The 18,134-nt window shown below is 33.2% G+C and carries 18 protein-coding genes and 1 tRNA gene; 12 read left to right on the forward strand and 7 right to left on the reverse strand.

The annotated features are described in order from the left end of the window. Positions 1–38: 38 nt before the first annotated feature. Complete coding sequence (gene dnaE / locus TD18_RS00785) at positions 39–4,424, forward strand: DNA polymerase III subunit alpha (RefSeq protein WP_040247188.1); 4,386 nt, start codon at positions 39–41, stop codon at positions 4,422–4,424. Between the two features lie 53 nt (positions 4,425–4,477). Next, positions 4,478–4,651: a hypothetical protein gene (locus tag TD18_RS17155; protein WP_160289442.1), complete on the forward strand. Its 174-nt coding sequence runs from the start codon at positions 4,478–4,480 to the stop codon at positions 4,649–4,651. On the opposite strand, the gene TD18_RS00790 is transcribed toward TD18_RS17155, so the two are convergent. After that, positions 4,648–4,974, reverse strand: coding sequence for an ArsR/SmtB family transcription factor (locus TD18_RS00790; protein ID WP_040247190.1), 327 nt, complete (start codon positions 4,972–4,974; stop codon positions 4,648–4,650). The two genes, TD18_RS17155 and TD18_RS00790, sit on opposite strands and share 4 nt — an antisense overlap. Continuing rightward, the gene (locus tag TD18_RS00795) at positions 4,964–5,395 is read right to left on the reverse strand and encodes an SRPBCC family protein (protein WP_040247193.1); all 432 of its coding nucleotides are present in this window, start codon (positions 5,393–5,395) and stop codon (positions 4,964–4,966) included. Before TD18_RS00795 ends, TD18_RS00790 begins: the two co-directional genes overlap by 11 nt. 295 nt (positions 5,396–5,690) lie before the next feature. Here TD18_RS00795 and trxA point away from each other — a divergent pair, with 295 nt between their 5' ends. The 8 genes from trxA to TD18_RS00835 all read left to right on the forward strand — a co-directional run bounded on the left by trxA (position 5,691) and on the right by TD18_RS00835 (position 12,087). Beyond that, positions 5,691–6,011 carry a thioredoxin gene (trxA, locus tag TD18_RS00800; protein WP_394330397.1) on the forward strand — a complete coding sequence of 107 codons (321 nt, stop codon included), beginning with the start codon at positions 5,691–5,693 and terminating at the stop codon, positions 6,009–6,011. 91 nt (positions 6,012–6,102) lie between these two features. After that, entirely contained in the window at positions 6,103–6,648 is a 546-nt protein-coding gene (locus TD18_RS00805) for a ClpP family protease (protein WP_040247198.1), read from the forward strand. A gap of 4 nt (positions 6,649–6,652) precedes the next feature. After that, positions 6,653–7,582 (forward strand): DUF58 domain-containing protein, encoded by a 930-nt coding sequence (locus TD18_RS00810; RefSeq protein WP_040247201.1) that lies wholly within the window; start codon positions 6,653–6,655, stop codon positions 7,580–7,582. 77 nt (positions 7,583–7,659) lie between these two features. Beyond that, positions 7,660–7,733: transfer RNA gene (locus TD18_RS00815), tRNA-Asp, on the forward strand. Positions 7,734–7,966: 233 nt separating this feature from the next. Next, entirely contained in the window at positions 7,967–8,731 is a 765-nt protein-coding gene (locus TD18_RS00820) for a hypothetical protein (protein WP_152611278.1), read from the forward strand. A gap of 336 nt (positions 8,732–9,067) precedes the next feature. After that, positions 9,068–9,250 (forward strand): hypothetical protein, encoded by a 183-nt coding sequence (locus TD18_RS00825; protein WP_040247205.1) that lies wholly within the window; start codon positions 9,068–9,070, stop codon positions 9,248–9,250. Between the two features lie 135 nt (positions 9,251–9,385). Continuing rightward, positions 9,386–11,419 carry a tetratricopeptide repeat-containing sensor histidine kinase gene (locus TD18_RS00830; protein ID WP_052460983.1) on the forward strand — a complete coding sequence of 678 codons (2,034 nt, stop codon included), beginning with the start codon at positions 9,386–9,388 and terminating at the stop codon, positions 11,417–11,419. Beyond that, positions 11,419–12,087: a response regulator gene (locus TD18_RS00835; protein WP_040247208.1), complete on the forward strand. Its 669-nt coding sequence runs from the start codon at positions 11,419–11,421 to the stop codon at positions 12,085–12,087. The genes TD18_RS00830 and TD18_RS00835 overlap by 1 nt, the downstream gene beginning before the upstream one ends. A 247-nt stretch (positions 12,088–12,334) precedes the next feature. Here the strand turns inward: TD18_RS00835 and TD18_RS00840 are convergent, their stop codons facing one another. Beyond that, the gene (locus TD18_RS00840; protein WP_040247212.1) at positions 12,335–12,832 is read right to left on the reverse strand and encodes a DUF456 domain-containing protein; all 498 of its coding nucleotides are present in this window, start codon (positions 12,830–12,832) and stop codon (positions 12,335–12,337) included. Between the two features lie 262 nt (positions 12,833–13,094). Here TD18_RS00840 and TD18_RS00845 point away from each other — a divergent pair, with 262 nt between their 5' ends. Beyond that, on the forward strand, positions 13,095–13,571 hold the full coding sequence (locus TD18_RS00845) for a hypothetical protein (RefSeq protein WP_040247215.1): 477 nt from the start codon (positions 13,095–13,097) through the stop codon (positions 13,569–13,571). Between the two features lie 113 nt (positions 13,572–13,684). On the opposite strand, the gene TD18_RS00850 is transcribed toward TD18_RS00845, so the two are convergent. The 4 genes from TD18_RS00850 to TD18_RS00865 are packed head-to-tail and all read right to left on the reverse strand — an operon-like array spanning position 13,685 to position 17,446. Then, positions 13,685–14,422, reverse strand: a complete 738-nt coding sequence (locus tag TD18_RS00850) for a Bax inhibitor-1/YccA family protein (RefSeq protein ID WP_040247217.1) — start codon at positions 14,420–14,422, stop codon at positions 13,685–13,687. Further along, the gene (locus TD18_RS00855) at positions 14,422–15,294 is read right to left on the reverse strand and encodes an outer membrane beta-barrel protein (RefSeq protein ID WP_040247220.1); all 873 of its coding nucleotides are present in this window, start codon (positions 15,292–15,294) and stop codon (positions 14,422–14,424) included. Before TD18_RS00855 ends, TD18_RS00850 begins: the two co-directional genes overlap by 1 nt. 53 nt (positions 15,295–15,347) lie before the next feature. Further along, a complete protein-coding gene (locus TD18_RS00860; RefSeq protein WP_040247223.1) occupies positions 15,348–16,472 on the reverse strand; it encodes a glycosyltransferase family 2 protein in 1,125 nt (374 codons plus the stop codon). Continuing rightward, entirely contained in the window at positions 16,466–17,446 is a 981-nt protein-coding gene (locus TD18_RS00865) for a lysylphosphatidylglycerol synthase domain-containing protein (protein WP_040247225.1), read from the reverse strand. Before TD18_RS00865 ends, TD18_RS00860 begins: the two co-directional genes overlap by 7 nt. 53 nt (positions 17,447–17,499) lie before the next feature. Here TD18_RS00865 and TD18_RS00870 point away from each other — a divergent pair, with 53 nt between their 5' ends. Next, complete coding sequence (locus TD18_RS00870) at positions 17,500–18,132, forward strand: outer membrane beta-barrel protein (protein WP_040247228.1); 633 nt, start codon at positions 17,500–17,502, stop codon at positions 18,130–18,132. Positions 18,133–18,134: the final 2 nt, after the last annotated feature.

Consider the following 18,134-nt stretch of genomic DNA (forward strand, 5'->3'; position numbering starts at 1 on the left):
AGCTAAGCTCTACCAGGCAGCATATAATTTTACATTACATGTATTTAATCTTCGATACCGAAACCACAGGATTGCCAAAGCGTTGGGATGCACCAATAACAGATGTGGATAACTGGCCTAGATGCATCCAGATAGCCTGGCAACTCCATGATGATATGGGAAATTGTATCGATCATCAAGATTATCTTGTGCAGCCTGACGGATTTAATATTCCCTATGATGCAGAGAAAATTCATGGTATTTCAACAGAATTAGCGCAGGAACAAGGTTTTCCTCTTAATGAGGTTCTGGAAAAATTCAAAGATGCATTAGGTCAAACTAAATTTGTTGTTGGTCAGAATGTAACCTTCGATCTCAATATTATGGGAGCCGAATTTGTAAGAGCAGACATCGCCAATCAACTTCAGGAGCTTCCGGTTTTAGATACTTGTACAGAGCATACTGCGGAATTATGTCAGATTCCTGGCGGTCGTTATGGAAAATTCAAACTTCCAACCTTAACCGAATTACACCAGTTTTTATTTAATAAACCTTTTGCTGAAGCCCATAATGCAACAGCAGATGTTGAAGCAACAACGCGTTGCTTTTTAGAATTGATTCGTTTAGGTGAGTACACTAAAGAACAATTAGATGTTCAGCCGGATTATTTTAAGAATTTTAATGAGCAGAATCCACAACAAATTCAACTCATTGGATTAAAGCATATCAACCTTAAAAAGGAAAGTGCAAAAATAAATGAACGACTTCAGAAACTTCAAACAAATGACATTTCTGAAGCTGAGATAAGAGAGAATATTTCAGATTTGGCAGATGTAGATTTTGTACATCTTCATAACCATTCTCAATTTTCGGTATTACAATCGACCATTAGTATTACAGATTTAGTAGCTGTTGCGGCAGAACATCAAATGCCTGCTGTAGCTCTTACAGATCATGCTAATATGATGGGTGCATTTCACTTTGTAAAGGCAATCAATAATCATAACAAGTCTGTTAAAGCTAAAAATGAAGAAGCCGAAGAAAGGGGAGAGCCTTCAGATCTAAAAGAAATTAAACCAATTATTGGATGTGAGTTTTTTGTGTGTGAAGACCATACAGATAAAACCAGAAAAGATAATGGTTATCAAATCGTTTTAATTGCTAAGAACAAAAATGGATATCATAACTTGGCTAAGTTATCGTCGCATGCATTTGTGGACGGTTTTTATTACTTACCAAGAATTGATAAAAAACTCATTCAGCAGTACAAAGAAGATTTAATTTGCTTAACTGGAAATCTGTATGGAGAAGTTCCAAGTAAGATTTTAAATGTTGGGGAAAATCAAGCCGAAGAAGCCTTAATCTGGTGGAAACAAGAGTTTGGCGACGATTTGTATGTGGAACTAATGCGACACAATCAGGAAGATGAAAATCGTGTAAATCCTGTCCTTATTAGTCTTGCACAGAAACATGAGGTCAAGATTGTAGCCACTAATAACACCTATTACTGTAAACAGGAAGATGCTAACGCTCATGATATTTTATTATGTGTAAAAGATGGTGAAAAGCAAGCTACTCCTATTGGTCGTGGAAGAGGTTATAGGTATGGTTTGCCTAATCAGGATTATTATTTCAAATCTTCTGAAGAGATGAAAGCGCTCTTTAGAGATATTCCTGAAGCAATTATTAATATTCAAGAAGTCGTTGACAAGGTGGAAGCCTTTCAACTGGCACGTGATGTCTTGTTGCCTGCTTTTGATATTCCTGATGAATTCAAAGACGAAGCTGATCTTGCTGATAGTGGGAAACGAGGCGAAAATGCCTACTTAAGACATTTAACTTACGAAGGTGCCAAAAAGCGCTATGAAACACTAACAGACGAGATTAAAGAGCGACTTGACTTTGAGTTGAGCGTTATTGAAAATACTGGATATCCAGGCTATTTTTTGATTGTAGAAGATTTTATTAGGGAAGCGAGAAATATGGATGTGTCGGTTGGGCCAGGACGTGGATCGGCTGCCGGATCTGTGGTTGCGTATTGTCTTTGGATTACAAATATTGATCCTTTAAAATACGACTTACTTTTTGAGCGTTTTTTAAATCCAGATCGTATTAGTATGCCAGATATTGATATTGATTTTGATGACGAAGGTCGTAGTCGAGTGATGGACTATGTGATTAAAAAATACGGCTCCAACCAGGTCGCTCAGATTATTACCTACGGAACCATGGCTGCCAAGTCTTCTATTAGAGATACAGCCAGAGTATTAGATTTGCCTTTATTTGATGCCGATCGTATTGCAAAGTTGATTCCAACCATGTCTAAGTTGAATAAAATTTTTGGACTTGATGAAAAGGAATTAAGTAAAAAGTTTAGAGCTGAAGATTTAGAAAAAGTCAATCAACTTCTTAACATCGCTGATGGAGATGATTTAGAATCTGAAACGGTGAATTTAGCCAGAATTTTAGAAGGTTCTGTTAGAAATACAGGTATTCATGCCTGTGGTGTGATTATTACACCTGATGATATTACGAAGTTTGTGCCTGTAGCCACTGCTAAGGATTCCGATTTGTACGTCACACAGTTTGATAACTCAGTAGTTGAAGATGCAGGTTTACTGAAAATGGATTTCCTTGGATTAAAAACCTTAACCTTAATTAAGGACACCGTTAAAATCGTTAAAGCGAAGCACAACATCTTACTAGATCCGGATAGTTTTCCATTAGATGATGAAAAAACCTATGAGCTGTTCCAGCGTGGAGAAACAGTTGGCGTATTTCAATATGAATCTCCTGGAATGCAAAAGCATCTAAAAGATTTAAAACCTACAGTATTTGAAGATCTTATTGCAATGAACGCTTTGTATCGACCTGGTCCAATGGAATATATTCCGAGTTTCGTTCGTCGTAAACATGGTGATGAAGACATTGAGTACGATTTGCCAGCAATGGAAGAATACCTCAAAGAAACCTACGGAATTACAGTCTATCAAGAGCAGGTAATGTTACTGTCTCAAAAGTTGGCCAACTTTACCAAAGGTGAAGCTGATGTACTACGTAAAGCCATGGGTAAAAAGCAAATTGCTGTCCTTGATAAAATGAAGCCTAAATTTATTGAGCAGGCTAGTGCTAACGGTCATGATGCTAAAATTCTTGAAAAAGTCTGGAAAGACTGGGAAGCTTTTGCAAGTTATGCCTTTAACAAATCGCACTCAACTTGTTATGCCTGGATTGCATATCAAACCGCGTATTTAAAAGCCCATTATCCAGCAGAATATATGGCAGCTGTGTTGTCTAATAATATGAACGACATCAAACAGGTGACCTTCTTTATGGAAGAGTGTAAGCGTATGCGACTAGATGTACTGGGTCCAGATGTCAACGAATCCTATTATAAGTTTTCAGTAAATCAAGATAACGCCGTTCGCTTCGGAATGGGAGCCATAAAAGGTGTTGGTCATGGCGCAGTGATGACTATTGTGGAAAACAGAAAGAAAGATGGTCATTACAAATCAATTTTCGATCTGGCAAAACGTATCGACCTTCGTGCAGCCAATAAAAAAGCATTTGAAAACTTAGCCTTGGCTGGAGGATTTGACGGATTCGGAGATACACATCGTGCACAATATTTTCATGATGATGGTGACGGAATTACATTTTTAGAGAAAGCTATTAAGTATGGAGCTAAACATCAGGAAAATGAAAATTCGGCACAAGTCAGTTTGTTTGGCGCTACAAGTGATGTACAAATTGCAGAACCTGAAGTGCCGCCATGCGAAGAATGGGGAACTATGGAAAAGCTGGCGCAAGAAAAAGAAGTCGTAGGTGTTTATATTTCAGGACATCCTTTAGATGATTTTAAAGTGGAAATGAGAACATTTTGTAATGGAAATCTGGCACTTTTTAATGAGTTGGAAAACTATGTGAATCGCGAAATCACCTTTGGAGGTGTGGTTACAGATGTTCAGCATCGTGTAAGTAAACAAGGAAAAGGATGGGCTCTATTTATGGTTGAAGACTATACAGATAGTTATGAGTTTAGGATTTTTGGAGAAGAATACCTTAAGTATCGTCACTTTTTAGTGAAAAATAGTTTTGTTTACGTAAAGTGCTTTGTTAGAGAAGGTTGGGTAAATCGTGAGACAGGAAAAAAGAGTGATCCAAGATTGCAATTTAATAGTTTTCAATTGCTTCATGATGTTATGGATACTTATGCTAAAAAGCTATCGGTACAGTTAGAAATTAGTGATTTAAATGAACAACGAATAGAAAAGCTTCAGGATTTATTTAGAATTCATAATGGCAATCATGCCCTTAATTTTGTCATCTATGATAACAAAGAAGAAATTAAACTGAACTTGCCAAGCAGAAAGCAAAAGGTTAAAATATCACAAGAACTACTTCAGGAATTAGAAAATAATGATGTGTACTACAAATTGAATTAATGTAACATTTTAATATTTTGTGCTACATATCTATATCTTAAAACTGTAGCGATATGAAACGTACTAAATTCATTTTATTGTTTATTGGCATAGCAGGTTTAGTCGCTGCTACTTACGGATTGGTTAAAGGTGAGGCTTTTACTGACCACATAATGACTTTGGTCTGTGGAGCAAGTTTGGTTTATGGTTATTTTGAAATGAAAAATCAAGAAACTAAATCTTCTTAAGACGGTTTGTTATCTAAATAACTTCCTAAATTATCTAGCGAATCATTCCAGAATTGCTCATAGAATTTCATCCAGGTGTTAAGTTCTTTTAATGGTTTTGCATTGGCATAACAAAAGCGTTCTCTTCCTTTATTATCTAAACGTATTAAGCCTGCATCTTCTAATGTTTTAATATGTTTGGTAATACCTTGTCTGCTTATGTCAAATTGATTTGAAATTTGAGAAATAGATAAAGCAGAACCAGTAATCACTAGAGCATGGAAAATCTCCCGTCTCGTTGGGTCTGCAATAGCTTTAAATAATTGTGTAATCTTATCCTGCATTTACTATTTTTTTTAGATAGTTTGTTAATTGATTAATACAACCTTCCCAACCACTATTGAAACTCTCAAACATTTCAATTGCTGTATCGCCAGTGTAATTTGAAATTCCTGAATGTTCTAAGTGTAATTTTGTGCCTTCTGGAACAGATTCTAGCTTCCATGTAACTAGAGTTTCTACTTCTGTGTTTGCTACTATCCAAGTGTAAACTAATACGTAAGGATTTGCTTCTTTGATTGTTCCACTAATGGTTGTGCATCCTTTTTCATTTGATTCTGATGAAAATGTATATGGATATCCTTTTTCGGCTTTAAAATTGGCTTTTAGAAACCAAGTTGAAATTTCTTCAGCTATTGAAATGGCATTCCAGACTTTATCTATAGGATGATTAAAAACTTTTTCTTTGGTAATGGCGTCTTTCATGATATCTTTTTTTGATGAGCATACAGTTTTACAATTGCTAAATTACCTATAAATATTTTAATATGCAACTTTAAGGTTGCATATTAAAATGTCTCTTTGCGCAAAGGATGGAACGGTATGTTTGAGCTCCTCGTAGAGAGCGAGTAGTGAGAGCCTGGTTTATGCGCCCAAAACAATGATTATATAAGCATTCAATAACTACATAATTAAAACAAATACTGCCATTGTAAGGTTTGGCAAAATTTTTGACTAATTTTGTGTATTAAAACGAAGTTAAACACAATTAGAACATATAATTATGGCATTAGAAATAACAGATGCAACGTTTGAAGAAACAGTATTAAACAGCGATAAACCAGTAATGGTTGATTTTTGGGCAGCTTGGTGTGGACCATGTAGAATGGTTGGACCAATCATTGATGAAATAAGTACAGAATACGATGGTAAAGCTGTTGTAGGGAAAGTAGATGTTGATGCGAATCAGGAATTTGCTGCTAAGTATGGCGTTCGTAATATCCCAACCGTTTTGGTATTTAAAAACGGAGAGGTTGTTGGTCGTCAAGTAGGAGTTGCTCCTAAAAATGCTTACACAGACGCTATCGATTCTTTATTGTAAGATATAATCTAAAAGAAATGATAAAAGGTTTGCCCATATGGTGAACCTTTTTTTATTTTTAGCTAATATTTAGATTTAAGATAAAACACTTATGAGCAAACCAACAAAAGCACAAGATATAATAGATAGCAAATTATTAGAAGAACGTAAAGTATTTCTTTGGGGAATGGTAGATGACAAGTCGGCCAAACATGTTATCGACCGTTTGATGTATTTAGATGCATTAGAGACTAAAGATATTCATTTGTATATTAACAGCCCTGGAGGTTATGTGACCTCTGGATTTGCAATGTATGATTGTATTAAATCGTTAAACAGTGATGTGTCGACCATTTGTACAGGATTGGCTGCATCTATGGGTTCAATATTGTTATCTGTTGGAACTAAAGGTAAGCGATTTATTCAACCACATGCTCGTGTTATGATTCACCAACCAAGTGGTGGTGCTCGAGGACAAGCGAGTGATATTGAAATTACGGCTCAAGAAATTTTAAAAACCAAAGAATTAAGTGCTAAGATTTTAGCAGATAATTGCGGACAGGATTTTGATAAGGTAATGAAAGATTTTAACCGTGACCATTGGATGGGAGCAGAGGAATCTAAAGCTTATGGAATTGTTGATGGCATCCTAGAATAAGTAAATGAATTTACAAGCAGAACTCAATAAAGCTGGAGGATTTAAAAATTTGGAGCTTCTTGCTAAGCAGGTTGTAGAAGGGTTTATTGCAGGAATGCATAAGAGTCCGTTTCATGGGTTTTCTGCGGAATTTGCCGAACATAAAATCTATAACCAAGGCGAAAGTACTCGTCATATTGATTGGAAATTATATGCCAAAACGGATAAGCTTTATACTAAAAGGTACGATGATGAAACGAATTTACGTTGTCATCTAATTATAGATAATAGTAGTTCGATGCATTATCCTGAAGTCAAAGATTTCAATATCTCTAATCTGAACAAAATTGCGTTTTCAGCCCTAGCATCTGCATCGTTGATGCACATCTTAAAAAAGCAACGTGATGCTGTAGGATTAAGTATTTATAGTGATGCTTATGATTATTATGCACCTGAAAAAGGAAGTGAGCGTCACCATCAGATGCTGTTGAGTCAGTTAAGTCATATGGTCGTTTCAAAACCCATTAACAAACAAACAGAAACATATACCTATTTGCATCAAATAGCTGAAAACATCCATAGACGCTCTTTAATTTTCTTTTTTACTGACATGTTTCAAACCGCTACTGATGATGTAAAACTATTTGAAGCATTACGACATTTAAAGTATAATAAACATGAAGTTGTGTTATTTCATGTCATTGATAAAGCGAAAGAACTCAAGTTTGATTTTGATAATGCACCAAAACGTTTTATAGATGTTGAAACCAATGAGTTCATCAATCTCTATCCCGATACGATTAAAGAAGGCTACGAAACTGCTGTAAAAGACTATTTTAAAGCGATTAAGCTAAAGTGTGGTCAGTATCAAATAAAATATGTTGAAGCCGATATCAATCAGCCTTTTGATAAGATCCTAACGACTTATATGGTAGAGCGACAAAAATTTATTTAAAAAATTGGCAAAAAATCTTATTAAAAGATTTGTGATATTAAAAATGCAATGTATATTTGCCCTCGCAATAAAGCAACGGTCTGGTAGTTCAGCTGGTTAGAATGTCGCCCTGTCACGGCGAAGGTCGCGGGTTCGAGTCCCGTCCAGACCGCTAAAAAATTGCAACACTAAAGCTCTAAGAAATTGGAGCTTTTTTTAAGCGATAAAAGTAGTTGTGTTGTTCTCAGAGAAATCTGAGAGTTGTGAGATACTCAATGTTGTTGAGTTCTTACCGATGAGAAGCTTTCCTTTTTTCTTAATTGAAAATCGGGATGCTTTTTTGTTTGATGACATTTCTTGATGACATATTTTAATAATTTCGATGTGATACTAAACTATGACATCATGAAAGCTTTTAAATACATTCTGTTTTTAGCATTAATTTCAATACTCTTAGCTTGTAGTAAAGAGGATGCTAATGATAATCAGCAAGGACTTCAACAATTTACTTCGAATATTTGTCCGGAAATATCTGGACCTAAAGCAGTGTATTGGGATGGCGCTCATAATTTGGCAACACCTTTGGCTCAAATTCCGACACTTGCTAATCCAGGACAACAATTTATACATCCTCAGTATCCTGCTTTAGGTTTTACAATGCCTCAAGGCTATACAGCTCAAGAAATTACAGATCCTCAAACTGGTGCCATAGGCGTAAATGTATTTAGAAATGACAACAATGTCGTTTGGCGATATATTCCATCTGTTTCTTTTGCAGGACAAGTTCCAATTAATGACATCGTTGCTTTTGAGGTGACCCAAATAAAATCTTTCTATCAGGTTGCAACAACAGAAGTAAAAGTATGTGAAGAGCAAGCCACCTCTTTTGAGTTTGGTTTTGAAACTAATTTCGCATCTCGGTTACTGGCATTTGGTAATGTTAATGCGCAGTTGATTATTCAAACACATTATATGCAGGATTTAAACAGAACGTTTGTGTCGGTTACTTTAGCTTCAGGACCTGCTGCTGAATTTGATGCATTGGTTATGGATACGTTTTTGCCCATACATTGGCAACTTATGGTCATTTCAGATGATGTTAGAGATTCCGATTTAGATGGTACTCCAGATAATCAAGACGCTGCTCCTTTTAATCCGAACATTCAATAGTGTTACTTATGAACAAGTAATGAACAATATTATTAAGAAATTAAGCATTTCGTCGATAAAAATATACATTTCATCTGATTTATTTTTGTTTGAACATAAAATAGTAGTATGTTTACAGTCCTTCATAAGCCCCTAAATCACTTATCAAGGTAATTTTATTAATCCATTTTATTATTTAGATGCACTCGTGCGTTTAAAATTCCCTCAGAAGTTTTAAATTTTTGACAGGTATTCCTGTATTTAAGTTAATAATCCATTCTTCCCTCGACTGGCATTTTTTGATGCTGTTTTATTATTGACAAAATAGAATTTTAACAAACCCTAAATATTAAAATTATGAAGACCCTAAAAATTACATTCCTACTGTTAGCTGTAGTATTATTAACTGTTTCTGGAAAGAGCAGTGATACTGTAGTTGACACAAATGAACCTACATTAAACGAGTATCAAAACTATGATTTAATGGCACATAATAAAGCAAAAATAAAGTTGCCTTCGTCTGGTTTTGACAAAAGCTAAATCATTTTTAAATAATATATTTAAGCTCTTACTTATATAGGTAAGAGCTTTTTTGTTTGTTTTATTGCGAAACTATAATAAAGTATAAAATAAAATATTCTAAATTTGGTAGCAACATTGATAAATCAATCTATTTTGCGACATTTTGTTCTTCTTTTAATTTTATGCACTAGTCTTTCGACAATCTATTCTCAGAATATTACAAAAGATAAGGAATTAGACAGTATTATCAAGTTAAGACAACTTTCTTCAGATCAAACACTTCCATTAGAAAAACGATTATCTTATGCTCAAAGAGCAAGTAACTTATCTCAAAAAATTAATATAGATTCTACGATTTTAATCAGTAATAAAAATCTATCGTTTTTTCATCTCATAATGAATAATCTTGATCTTTATAGAAACATCAATATTGATAATCTTAAACTCGCAAAAAAAGTAAATGATTCTTTAGCAATAGCTAATGTCTATCACAATTTAGGTTATTATCACCATGCAAATCAACAAAATGACAGTGCTTATTATTATTATTCAAACGCATTAGAATTATATGATAAATTAAATCAAGAACGAAACGTATCATCCGTTTTAATAAATGTTGCTAGCATTCAACAAGTAGAAAATGATTTTATTGGTGCAGAAGATAATGCCATTAAAGCAATAGAAGTTTTACAAAAATTGCCTAAATCGGAAAGTGTTTCAGATGATTTGTGGATTCTTTATAATTTATTAGGTATAAATTCATTAAATCTTAAGCTCTATAATAAATCACTCGAATATCATAATGAAGCTTTAAGGATTAGTCGTGATATGAATTCAGGTAAATTCAATGAATTGTATTCTAGTAATAATTTAGCCTACGTTTACAGAGAATTAGGAGATTTAGATAAGGCCATTAGTTTGTATTCTAATCTGATGGAAACGGAAAACCTATTCGTAGATGATCCTTCATTTTATGCATTAATACTTGAAAATATAGCATATACAAGATTTTTAAATGGTGATAAAAACTTGGAAGATATTGAATCCCTATTTAACAGAGCTTATCAAATTAGTGACAGTATTGATGATCCCATTACTAAGGTTGGTGTAACAGTTAGTATGTCTAAGTTTTACAGAGATCTTGGAAGAAGAACAGATGCTCTAAAATATGCTAACGAGACGTATTTGACTTCAAAACATATAGAATCAAATGACATCTTACTGGAGTCTCTAATGATTTTATCTGAATTAAAAGAAGGTGATGAAGGTAAAGCTTATCTTAATGAACACATAAAACTAAGTGATAGTTTACTCAATGTTGAGCGTAATGTTCGTAATAAATTTGCTAGGATAGAATTTGAAACCGATAAAATTGAGGAAGAAAACGAACGTATCTCTCAACAAAGAATGTGGTTAATGATTGTGTCTGCTGTATTACTAGTGACACTTTTTTTATTATATATTATTATTACGCAACGTGCCAGAAACAAAGAGCTTCAGTTTGAAAAAGACCAACAGAAGGCTAATGAAGAAATCTATAACCTCATGTTATCACAACAAGATAAGGTAGATGAAGCCAGAGCAAATGAGAAAAAACGAATTTCTCAAGAAATGCATGATGGCATACTCGGACGTTTATTTGGAACTCGTCTTAGTCTCGATAGTTTAAATTTTTCAGAAGGTAAAGAAGCCATTCAAAATAGGTCTAATTATATCAACGAATTAAAGACTATTGAAGATGACATTCGTAAAATTTCTCATGATCTGAATACCGATTTCGTTGCAGGATCTGGATTTATGGATATTGTTTCAGAATTGATTGAAAAACAAACCAAAGCCTATCAGCTCAAATTTAAATTTGATTATACAGATGATGTGATTTGGGAAAGTGTTTCTAATAAAAATAAAATTAATATTTATCGAATTATTCAAGAGTCACTCCAAAACATTTACAAGCATGCCAATGCTGAAACGGTTAAAATTAGTTTCCATCTAAAAAATGATGTAATTTTATTATCAATCACTGACGATGGAAAAGGGTTTGATGTTAATAAGAGTAAAAAAGGAATAGGAATTAAAAATATCAATGCCAGAGTTAGTGACTTAGAAGGCACTGTAGAATTTGTTTCAGAAATACATAAAGGCACAACGATTAACCTAAAAATACCTTATAAAACCAACTCATAATGCAGCATATTCATATTTTAATGGTTGATGATCATCCGATTATAATTGAAGGGTATCAAAATACTTTAATGGCTACTAAAAAAGACAATCAAACTTTGGTGATTGATACCGCAAATACTTGTGATGCGGCCAATTTATTAATGGAACGAGCTGCTGACGAACGACCTTATGACGTTTGTTTCTTTGACATTAGTCTGCCGCCTTCTTCTGATGGTAAAATTACTTCGGGTGAAGATTTAGCAAAAATTGCAAAAACTATATTGCCTAATGCTAAAATTATTATTCTTACGATGTTTAACGAATCTTATCGCATTCATAGTATCGTAAAAGAAATTAATCCAGATGGTTTTCTAATTAAAAGTGATTTGACTTCAAGTGAATTGGCAGAAGCCTTTCATCATATATTGATTGATCCACCATATTATAGTAGCACAGTAACCAACTTTTTAAATAAATCGGTGATTAATGAAATTTATGTCGATGAAGTCAACCGAAAAATTCTACATCTTTTAGCTCAAGGCATGAAAACCAGAAGTCTTCCGGAGCATATTAATTTGTCTATGAGTGCCATAGAAAAACGAAAAAAGCAACTCAAATTATTATTTTCTATAGAAGACGGAAAAGATGAATCTTTGATTCAAGAGGCTCGAAAAAAAGGATTTCTATAATAAAACTAGATTATTTTACTGTTTTAACATTAAAATAGACGACTTCAAAGCCTTGTCAATACTAGAAACTACGGTTTTTCCACATCAAGTTTACGGTTTTTCCGTAACTAAAAGTGATTATCTAAACTTATATTTGAAATGTCAACAGAATTAATTAATCCCTCTAAGTAATTTGTTGAATTAATAGCAAAGAAAAAAACCTAACAGCTTCATAAGTTGTTAGGTTTTATCTTTTATACGTTTTTAGTTAAAATAAAACCTCCTGATATTCAACAACTTTTACAATAAATAGACCTAAAAACACAAGTGCCACCATAAATTTTATAAAGGTAGATGCTAGAAAACCCAAAAAGGAACCAAAAGCAGCTTTAAGTGCTTTATCAAATTCACTCTTATTTAAAAGCTCACCTATTAAAGCACCAACGAATGGTCCAATTATGATACCTCCTGGAATTGGTGCCAGTAATCCTACAATCAAACCAATTGAGGTTCCAATCATGCCAGCTCTACTGCCTCCAAAGCGTTTTGTTCCAATTGCAGGAATGATATAATCGAGAATCCATATGGTAATGGCTACAAAAAGTGTTAGGCCTAAAAAAGTCCAGTTCATTGGGACAACATCAGTAAGATGAAAAATGAGCAAACCAACCCAACTGGTTAAAGGACCTGGTAAAACGGGTAAAAAACTTCCAATGAGTCCTAAAATCATTAAAAGGGCTGATAGAATGATTAGAAAAATATCCACTTTATTGTATTAAAATTCAATTTATTAGACGATAATAGCGTTGATTTGTTACAAATTTTAAATGATGGTTTAAAGCTTTAAAACAAAACATGACGGTCATCAAGGTCAGTCAAGAATTTATAATTAACAAGTTCTTATGACCTCTCAAAGGATTTCTAAACCTGAGCTTTAATTATTAGAATAAAAAAAAATTATTAGGGAACATGTGTAAACCACCATAATATCTAAAAAAATTGTACTTTTCGCTTTCAGTTCAACCAACATGAAGCGCATTTTTATCTTCTTAGTGTTCATCAACGTGATGTCTTGTGATTACTTCAACAAGAAAAAGGTATATTCTGAAGACTTATTAGAAAATGAATTGGAAATGTTCACATGGAATGAAGTGGATGAGTATCCAACATTTTCATCTTGTGACTCAACGACAGGAAAAGAAAATAAAAAACAGTGTTTTGAAAACACCTTAAGAGATATTTTGAACACTAATTTATCTCAATATCACATCATCGTTTCTGAAGCTATTGAAGATACCGTTCAATTAAAAATTACGATTGATAAAGAAGGTAATTTTTCTATTAATTCGATTGAAAGCGATCCATTGACCAAACAGGAAATTCCTCAGTTAGATAGTTTGTTGCGTCGAAGTTTAGATTCTTTACCCAAAATATTTCCAGCAATAAAAAGGAGTCAGCAAGTCACGACTCAGTTTAGCTTACCTGTGATTATTAAAATTGAATAAAAATTTGTTTTAATATGTTTGTCATTTCAACAGAGCGAAGTATGAGCGACGAGAAATCTCTATTTAAATTATAAAATATTCTTCATTTCACTCTGAATGGCACACAAAGTAAACTAAAATCGAATAGCCAATTTTTGCATCAACCTTAAAATTTCTACATAGAGCCAGATAAGTGTAGCTAGAAGTCCCCATGTGGCTAACCATTCTTTAAATTTTGGCGCTTTATTTTTATAACGCTCAATATAGTCAAAGTCTAAAAGAAGCGCAAAGGAAGCCACCAATGCGGCAATGCAATTAAACACGATTGCAAACCATGATGTTCCCCAAATGTAACTTTTAATCCCAAAGAAATTTAAAATCATTGATATTAGATAAACAATCATAATACTTACCGTTGCCGTAATAATTACACTTCTTAATTTCTTAGTAACAACAATAATTCTAGTTTGATATAAAACAAGCATCACAAAAAATGTAACGATAGTCACACCAATGGCCTGATAAGGCATATCAGGAAAATGTTTATGAGCATATGCTGAAAATCCACCAAGAAAAATACCCTTAGCAATGGTGTAAAGTGGAACTAAAAAAGGCGCCCAATGTTGTCGCACTGAAATCACGACACTTATGATAACTGCTGCTAACATGCCTCCAAGAGTAAACCATTTTACAGGCATGCCATTTTCATTGAGTTTCCATATATAGGCTGTAATAGCTGCAATAACCAGAATACATAACAATGATTTTATAAAAATTCCAGAAACCGTCATTTTTTTGTTGGACTGGTTCTGATTTTCCCAGAAGTATTCTGAAAAGACAGGATTATTGGTTTTGTAGTTAGTTAAGCGCATTACAATTTAAACTTGTAGCCAATAGCGAAGTCGGTTGAAAAATTACCTTGATTATCTAAAAACAATGCAAAGAGTTCATTATATGCTAAAGTGATAAAGCTGTTTTTGCTTAAATTAATATCGGCACCTAAACCAAAAATAAATGGCACATCAAAGGCTGTATCGCTAAATTCCTGAGTGGTAATCATACCATTAGTATTGGTAACAAGAGTGGCTTTTGAAAAGTTAAGGGTTGCAAATTTCATATTGGCATAAAGGCTAAATGTTTCTTTGTTAATCACTCTAAAACGATAACCTAAAGCTACTTCAGTAGTTGAATAGTTGATATTTTCTTGCTCAAGTACATGTTTCAATTGCATAAAAACAGCGTGTCTGGAAATGCGTTCGGCTTCTAAAACTTCTAATTCTGCTCCAAATAAAGGCGTTTTTTCATTATTAGGATTGGTTATAAACGGACTGTTTGTTATTCCACCAAAAAGACCAAGTCTAAATTGAAACTTACTTCGGCTCACATTTGTTTGGTAGTTACTGTCTGCTGAAATATTATAAGTGTCAATAAATTCTTTCAAACTGAATAATGTCAAGTTCAGACGTTTTGTTGATAGCGAATTATTGGTCAATTGGTTAAGTAAGGTTTTGTATTCCTCCTGAAATTTTCGATCTACTTTAGTGTTTTTGAGCTCTGTAATTGTATTATCTTCAGTCCTCACAAAATAACGGTATTCGCCATCGATAATATTCCAAAGTAAATCCAGTTGACCTTCGACTTCAGTTTTTAATTCGATTGTTTCTCCATTTACAGTATAGCTTTCTTGAGCTTGTATAAACGAAACACATAGAACAAAGCATAAAACACAGATTATTTTTTTCATCAGGACATCAGATTATTATTAATGTAAATCTAACAAAAATAAATGAGAAAGTACTATTTCCTGTATGTGCGATCTTTCCATTTATAACCTTTAAATACTGAAATAAATACGACATAAACAGAAAAAATAGGATACAAAAAACTGGAAAAAAAGAATGATGCCAGATACGATTCCTGATTAAAAAATCGGACTGTTTTGAACAGTAATAAAAAATCGATACAAAACTTTATTATGAAGGTATATAACAATGTTTTAATTGAAATGAAATTTGCAAGATATAACAGAGGAGAACATACTAAAAAGCCATTCATTACAAACACCACAATTCCTGTGAGTTTTCCAAAAAGGCTATTGTAGCTTGATGTTTTGCCTGCCCAGCGTACACGTTGTGATACTAAATTTTTAAAGTCATGCTGAGGTATAGTTTTTACAATAGCGCTTTCAGACTTTAAATATTGAATCTTATTTGGGTATTTCTGAATAGCCTTTTGTAATAAGAAAATATCATCACCACTTGAAATATTGGAGTTGCCATCAAAGCCTTCTAATTCAAAAAACAATGTTTTTGTATACGCTAAATTTGCACCATTACATAATATGGGCTTATTAATTCCAAAAGCGCCAATGCTTACACCTTGAAGACTTAAAAAATCGAGTAATTGAAAGCGTTTCAAAAATGAAGTTGTTGTGTGGTAAGTAACAGGAGCAACGATGAATTTTATGTCGTTTTTTTGAATAAAATCATCAAAACTGTCTAACCAATATTTCGGTAATTTACAGTCGGCATCTGTGGTGACCATCCAGTCATATTTAGACTGAGAAATCGCTTTTGTTATGGCATCTTTTTTTGGTGAATTTGAATGGTGTTCATTGTGTAATATGCTGAAATCAATTTTAGATTTGCTTAATTTACTTCTTATAAGTTTAACTGAATCATCTTCAGAATCGTCATCAATAAAAAGAATTTCAAATTTGTGTTTCGGATAATTCAACTCTAAGATAGATGCTAATAAATCTGGTAAGGCTTCAGCTTCATTTCTAAACGGAATGATCATGCTAAAATCAATTTTAGCTTTAACATCTTCAAGAGGAGTTGTTTTTACCTTATCAAAACCATAGGCAAAGCTGCCAATTAAGAGCAGATATAATAATAGGATGACAATAGTGATGATTAGCATTGCAAGGTGTCGTCTTTAGGAAAATTAAAATTAAGTACGTAATAGCTTCCAAATAAACTTGGCAGCACAAAATTAAGAAGCCACATTAAAGTAACAATGCTGAGTGTTGTAAAATCATTGACACCAACAATTGAAAATAAATAGACAGCAACACTGCTTTTGATGATGACGTCAAAAATAAAAACAGAAGGAATTATAGATGCCAAAAGATACATCGATGTGATAACAATCATGGCATTGTAATAGCTAACACTTACGCCAAAAATTGTTAGAAGAACATAAAACTGAAACGAGAACACAAAATATCGCAATACAGATAGAAGCATTCCTAAAACCTTCGATTTAATCGAAATATTTTTGAAAAATTGTAGTAAGCGCTTTACTGAAAATCCTTTGATTTTGAATGACTTCTGTTTGTAAGCAAAAGCAGTAAAAATTAAAATGACGATAATGATCACTACTAAGCGAGAGACTTTAAAATAATCTATGTTTAAGTCGTATTTTGAATTCAAAAGTAATAAGCCAATACCACCAAATACGATGGTTGTGCCCATTTGCATCATGTTACTGAGTAAGTTGAGCAGTACTATTTTTTTGCGTTTGCCAGTCGTATAATAAATGGCTTTGGCACCATATTCACCAATTCGATTAGGTGTAAATAAGGATGCGGTTAATGATCCTAAGCTTTGTTCCAACGCATTTTTGAAGCTAATCTGTTCTACTGTAGCAACTAATGTCTTCCATTTTAAAATTTCTAAAAACCAGTTAAAAAAGGTTAAAAACAATAAAAAAAGCATCATTTTTATTGAAAAAGCTTCATTTTCTCTTAAAAATTGAATAAAAACATGAAAATCAAGCTCTTCATTTTCGGTTAATTTTTTATAAATAAAATAAAAAGCACCAACAACAATACTTAATTTAATAAGTAAAAGAAAGAATTGTTTAGTTTTGTAAGTAAGGCTTCCAAAATGCATAGGAACTTATCTGAACTATTTGTTTCACCTGCAAAATAAACCATTATAATAACATGATGTCGATTTTTAAAACTCTAAAGCACAAATTACTGATAGTCATTGTATTCTTCACAACACTTTCATTTGCTCAAAAAGATACCAATAAGTGGAAAGCGCAAATCGCCCTCGGTGTTAATAGTCCGTCGCAATCTGGTTTTGTGGAAGGATTTGAATCCAAGTCGGTAAATTTTCCAACGGTCAATGCAGGAATTCAGTACATGTTTAAGCGACAGTTAGGTGCAAAATTCGATTTCGGATTTAACCGATTTTCAAATGGTGATAACTCACCTGAATTTAAAATAAATTACTCAAGAATCAATGCGCAGATTGTCTATGATCCTACAGAAGTAATTGGGTTTTTACCACAACGAATAGGCTTAGTAACTCATGCTGGTCCTGGTTATACTTTTGTGAAACCACTTGGGAATTATTCAAATAATAAAGCGTCATTTTTAAATGTAATGGCAGGACTTGAAGTGCATTATGCCTTAAGTGAATACATGTCGCTATATACAGATGTATCATATATACTCGGATTAGGAAAAGATTTTGATCCCATAATAAATGGTTTTGGTTCTTTTAATGGTAATTTGCTAACCATTACTTTCGGAATTACATTCTCCTTAAGCGGATGTCACTATTGTTAATA

The sequence above is a fragment of the Psychroserpens mesophilus genome, from assembly GCF_000826645.1.
In the GTDB taxonomy this organism is placed as follows: domain Bacteria; phylum Bacteroidota; class Bacteroidia; order Flavobacteriales; family Flavobacteriaceae; genus Psychroserpens; species Psychroserpens mesophilus.